8 protein-coding genes are annotated in these 4,887 nt (G+C 73.3%); 3 read left to right on the top strand and 5 right to left on the bottom strand.

Annotated elements, in window-relative coordinates:
- Positions 1-208: 208 nt before the first annotated feature.
- Positions 209-562: an antibiotic biosynthesis monooxygenase family protein gene (locus BM536_RS38640; protein WP_073499872.1), complete on the top strand. Its 354-nt coding sequence runs from the start codon at positions 209-211 to the stop codon at positions 560-562.
- Positions 563-573: 11 nt separating this feature from the next.
- Positions 574-954 carry a hypothetical protein gene (locus tag BM536_RS38635; RefSeq protein ID WP_073499871.1) on the top strand — a complete coding sequence of 127 codons (381 nt, stop codon included), beginning with the start codon at positions 574-576 and terminating at the stop codon, positions 952-954.
- A gap of 33 nt (positions 955-987) precedes the next feature.
- On the opposite strand, the gene BM536_RS38630 is transcribed toward BM536_RS38635, so the two are convergent.
- Both BM536_RS38630 and BM536_RS38625 read right to left on the bottom strand, forming a co-directional pair.
- A complete protein-coding gene (locus BM536_RS38630) occupies positions 988-1,812 on the bottom strand; it encodes a HEAT repeat domain-containing protein (RefSeq protein WP_211363029.1) in 825 nt (274 codons plus the stop codon).
- Positions 1,813-2,137: 325 nt separating this feature from the next.
- Positions 2,138-2,380, bottom strand: a complete 243-nt coding sequence (locus BM536_RS38625; protein WP_073499869.1) for a hypothetical protein — start codon at positions 2,378-2,380, stop codon at positions 2,138-2,140.
- Positions 2,381-2,499: 119 nt separating this feature from the next.
- On the opposite strand from BM536_RS38625, the gene BM536_RS38620 reads away from it, so the two are divergent.
- A complete protein-coding gene (locus BM536_RS38620; RefSeq protein WP_073499867.1) occupies positions 2,500-2,901 on the top strand; it encodes a luciferase domain-containing protein in 402 nt (133 codons plus the stop codon).
- 252 nt (positions 2,902-3,153) lie between these two features.
- On the opposite strand, the gene BM536_RS38615 is transcribed toward BM536_RS38620, so the two are convergent.
- From BM536_RS38615 to BM536_RS38605, 3 genes are all read right to left on the bottom strand, one after another.
- Entirely contained in the window at positions 3,154-3,516 is a 363-nt protein-coding gene (locus tag BM536_RS38615; protein WP_094104091.1) for a DUF952 domain-containing protein, read from the bottom strand.
- A gap of 105 nt (positions 3,517-3,621) precedes the next feature.
- Positions 3,622-4,386, bottom strand: a complete 765-nt coding sequence (gene trhA / locus BM536_RS38610; protein ID WP_245874036.1) for a PAQR family membrane homeostasis protein TrhA — start codon at positions 4,384-4,386, stop codon at positions 3,622-3,624.
- 61 nt (positions 4,387-4,447) lie between these two features.
- Entirely contained in the window at positions 4,448-4,780 is a 333-nt protein-coding gene (locus BM536_RS38605; protein ID WP_073499864.1) for a helix-turn-helix domain-containing protein, read from the bottom strand.
- Positions 4,781-4,887: the final 107 nt, after the last annotated feature.

Below are 4,887 nucleotides of genomic sequence, written 5' to 3'. Positions count from 1 at the left end.
GCGGGGGCAATGGGCGCCCGCGCGAGGGGTGTTGAGCGTGAGGAGGTCGGTGTCGAGCGCGCGCGGGCCCACGGGGCTCAGCCGGTGGTCACCGTGGCCGAGACCGCCGTGGGCGGACAACGCGGCCTCGCGGCCGGTCATATGTGCCCGATCGGCCCGGACCACGGCCGGGTGCGCGCCGACCCCGCGGACGGCGGACAATGGGCGCATGAGCATCGTCAAGATCAATGTGCTGACCGTTCCCGAGGAGCAGCGCGAGACGCTGGAGAAGCGGTTCGCCGCGCGGGCGGGTGCCGTCGAGAACTCGGACGGGTTCGAGTGGTTCGAGCTGCTGCGCCCGGTGGAGGGCACCGACACGTACCTCGTCTACACGCGCTGGCGCAGCGAGGAGGACTTCCAGAACTGGATGTCCGGGCAGGGACAGGCGGCCCACCGCGGCGGGGGCGGCGGCGGGACCGAAGGTACCGAACGGCCGAAACCCGCCGCTTCCGGCGCCACGCTGTGGTCCTTCGAGGTGGTCCAGCAGGCCGCGCCCGGGCAGAGCGGACCCGCCACCGAGTAGGCTCCTGACTCATGGCGCACGCTGATGACCTGCTCGTCGACATCGCCGCAAGGGTGGAGTCGGAGCACAACAGTCGGATGTCCCTCACCGTGGTGATCCCCGGAGCCGTGATCACAGGCAGGCTGGCACCGGAGACACTGTGGAAGCAGCGGGTGGCGGAGGTCCTCGAGGCCTCCGATCAACTCGGGGCGTTCTCCACGGTCTTCACCCGGCCGGACGGCACCGGCAAGCCCCCCGAGCCGCGGGACGGCCGGCCCACCCACCTGCACTTCCACGTCGCACGGATCCTCCAGGGCAACGTCGGCATCCCCGACACCGGTGGCATGTACCGGGTCGCCCTGGAGGACGTGAGCGCGTGGACGATCGGGGACATCGGGTATTCGGATCAGTGAGGGTGCGGTGACACGACTGCCGGCAGCCCTGCCCTAGTCGTCCGGGTCGTCCTCCGGGTCGTCCTCGCGGACCGCCGCCACGGCCTCCCGTACGTCCTCGTCCGGATCGTCCGCGAGGGTGTCCAGGAGGTCGGCGACCCCCGGTGTACGCCAGCCCGCGACCGCCCACACCAGCGCCTCCCGTACGGAGGGGTCGGGGTGGGCGGCCAGCGGGACCAGCCGGGGCAGCGGGCCGCGACGGCGCGTGCCGAACCAGTGCAGGGTCTCGCGCAGGACGGCCGGGTCGCCGGGGTCCTGGGCCTGCGTGATCCTCGCGAGGAGCGTCCGCACCGGGGGCGGCGGCCCGTCCAGAGGGTGCGGCAGCCGCTCACGCAGGCGCCGCGCGCCGTATCCGCCGCGTACCCGGCAGCCGTGGCAGGTGCAGGGGCGGGTGCCGTGCGCGTCCGGGAGGTACCGCCAGCCCGCCACCTGGGGTGCGGCACGGATCCGGTGCACCTCGCGGGGACGGATCGCGCGCGGCACGAAGACCTCCCAGCCGCGCGGATCGTCGAGCGCCGCGATACGCCGTACGGCCTCCGCGGCGCCGACGCGCTCCTGCCTGCCCCGCCGCCGGTCCGGGTACCGCCCGACCAGGACCTCCTGCGTGTCGTCCAGCCGGACGTGCACCGCGACCAGCCCGCCCCGGCTGCCGAAGCGGGCCAGTTCCCGCAGCCACTGGTGGGTGAGCGTGTGCGACGCGAGCACCGGGAAGCAGAACACTCCGCGGGCGCCGCCCTGCCCCTCGCCCGCCGCGCGGATGCCCGAGCGGCGGATGCGGGGGGCGTGGGCGGCGGAGGTCAGGTGTACGAACATGGCCATGGGTGGGGATGGTAGGCGCGGGGGCCGTCACCGCACTCCGGCGTCCCCGCTGACAGCCCACCGGTCCGCTACGCCCCGTCGGTCACCGTCACGCCCCCGGTCCGCGTGATCGCCGTCCCGGCGCCGCCCGCCGGGGCCGCGGTCGGTTCCCCGGTGTACGGCCCTGCCGGGAGCCGGAGCCGTCGGCGGGGTGCCGTCCCAGGCGGCCGTCAACTCGGCGCCGCCGCCGTCGCGTCGGGGTGTGCTGGATCCTCGTGCTGCGTTGCATCGGCCGCAGCAGCGGCGACACTCGTCGGCTACCGAGCCGGCCGGGGCCGCCGCTTGATCACCGCCGGCCGCCGGCCGCGTCGCCGGCTTGGACGGCTGCCGGGCGGGCGTCCAGGTGGCGCCGCCCGGTCCGGGTGTACGTCGCGGGAGCCTGGGCGCCGGTCACGGTGGGCGGCTGGGTGGGAACACCGCTCGCTCCGACGGGGGGGGTGCCGTCGGTCTCCTGCCGGGCGATGCCGCCGTCGAACCCGTCGACGTCGTGGTTCTTCCAACCCGGCACGGAGGAGAACGTGTTGAGCACAGCCCAAGGGGTGACGGAAACGTCATGGTCGACGTACGGGGTGCGAGCACGACCTCACGCCCCGGTTACATTTCCCTCAACCCCTGGTAGCCGGACGGTGTGCGAGCGACCATGGCCCCATGACTCTGGCCGAGCGCGCCATGAAGCGACTGGAAGTCTGGCCCGACCTCAGTACGGGCCAGGCCAGTTGCGGCGCAGGGCGGGCGTTGCGCTCCGTCCACAGCGAGATCCTCCACTTCCACTCCGACCGGGACGTGGACCTCCACCTGACCGTCCCGGCCATCCGCCGGATCCACTCCGACCTGATGGAGTCGACGGCGGTGCGCGTGGTGCCCGGCTCGCGCTGGGTCACCGTCCACCTCGACTGCGACACGGACGTGGACCTGTTGATGAGCCTGGTCAGCGTCGCTCTCAAGGCCCACCTGTCCCAGGGCCCGGTCACCGCCGCCGCGCCGTCCCCCTACACGTGCAACCTGCACCGGGTCACGCTGGTGCCGCGGGACGATCCGGACGACCGCTGACGCGGGGGGCGTGGGGGCGCGGGGGGGGCGTCCGGGCCTCATGAGGCGGCTCGGGGTGGGGCACTGACAGGTGCTGATGCGGGAAGCGGTCGCGCTGGGCATGCCCGCGGTGCGGTCGTGGGGGCGTCGTACGAGTACGGCAGCCGTGCTTCCGTGTCCTTGTCCGCAGCCGCGTCTGCGTCCGGCTTCCGCTTCCGCTTCCGCTTCCGCTTCCGGGGAAGCCGTCCTGGCCCACTTACCGTCCGACCTCCGTCAGTCCCGTCGCCTCAGTCCCGTCGCCCGGTCCTCCTCGTCCCAGTGGACCTCCAGGACGCGGGTGACCGCGCTGCGGTCGAGGGGGCCGAAGACGTGGGGGAACAGGACGGAGCCGGGGACACCGGGCGGCGGGGCCGGGGTCGGCGTCTCCCATTCGCAGCGGGCGGTCAGGCGGGACTCGTCGAGAAGGACCGCCAGGAGCGGTCGGGGAGCCGTGCGGTAGAAGGCGTCGGCGATGGCCAACGTCGTCTCCTCGTCCGGCGAACAGTGCACGAAGCCGTCCTCGCCGAGGGAGGCGGGTGCGTAGGGAAGGTCGGGACGGGCGTCCCACTCTGCCTTCGGGACGAGGTGGTAGATCATCGTCCGGTTATATCGCGGCGGTGGCAGGACGGGTCAGGGTGTGCTCGGGACCGTTCCCGCCGCGCCCGCCTCCGGCGGTTCCCCGAGGTGCCGCCCCGAGCACGGTCATGCGGCGGCCAGGAGGATGGCCGTGTAGTGGGCGGTGAAGGCGGTGATGGTCAGGGCGTGGAAGACCTCGTGGAAGCCGAACCAGGCCGGTGACGGGTCGGGGCGCTTGAGTCCGTAGACGACGGCCCCCGCGGTGTAGAGCAGACCGCCGGCGATGACGAGTGCGGCGACCGCTGCACCGCCGGTGCGCGCGAAGTCGGGCAGGTAGAAGACGGCCACCCAGCCCAGCGCGATGTAACTCGGGGTGTACAGCCACCGGGGAGCGCCGATCCACAGGACGCGGAAGGCGATGCCGACCAGGGCGCCCGCCCACACCAGGGACAGCAGCACCAGTTGCCGGTCCGCCGGGAGCAGCAGCACCGCCAGCGGGGTGTAGGTGCCGGCGATGATCAGGAAGATGTTCGCGTGGTCCATCCGCCGCAGGACGGCCTCCCCGCGCGGACCCCACGTTCCGCGGTGGTAGACCGCGCTGGTGCCGAACAGGAGACAGGCCGACACCACGTACACCGAGCAGGCCGCCACTGCCGCGGCCGAGCGGGAGACGGCGATGAGGACGATGCCCCCGACCAGCGCGAGGGGGAACACGCCCGCGTGCAGCCAGCCGCGCATCCGCGGCTTCAGCAGCGCCGCCGCGCGCTCCATCCCGCTCTCCGGGCCGACGGGCGCGTCGGCCGCCGGGAGGCGGATGGGGTCGGGTGCGGTGCCGGGGCGGGGCGGGGACTCCCGTCCGGGTGACGGCGGCTGAGAATCTTCGGCGATCATGCGCTCGTATTCTGGGAATCGGTGGAAGGGTGCGCCCCTGCACGACGCCGCCCACTGCGGGTCAGATGCCCGCGGTGTGCAGGGATGCGGTGCGGCGGTACTCGGCGTTGATGCGCCGGGCCTCTTCGAGCTGGTCCTCGAGGATGATGATGCGGCAGGCGGCCTCGACGGGTGTGCCGTGGTCGACGAGTTCCCTGGCACGGGCGGCGATGCGCAGCTGGTAGCGGGAGTAGCGGCGGTGGCCGCCCGCGGAGCGCAGCGGGGTGATGAGGCGGGCTTCGCCGATGGCCCGCAGGAAGCGCTGGGTGGTGCCGAGCAGCTCGGCGGCCCGGCCCATGGTGTAGGCGGGGTAGTCGTCGTCGTCGAGACGGTCGTAGGAATCGTCTGCTGTCACTTGCACCTCTTGTCCTGCGGGGAACGCGTCGAGGGCCCTGGCGCCGTACGGCGCCAGGGCCCGAAGGAACTGCTACACCATCTGCCGGCCCTCATGCTGCGCCGGCC

This window comes from Streptomyces phaeoluteigriseus (genome assembly GCF_001896135.2).
Classification (GTDB): domain Bacteria; phylum Actinomycetota; class Actinomycetes; order Streptomycetales; family Streptomycetaceae; genus Streptomyces; species Streptomyces phaeoluteigriseus.
Note: the sequence above shows the minus strand (reverse complement) of the source record. Positions and strands in the feature narration are given on the sequence as shown.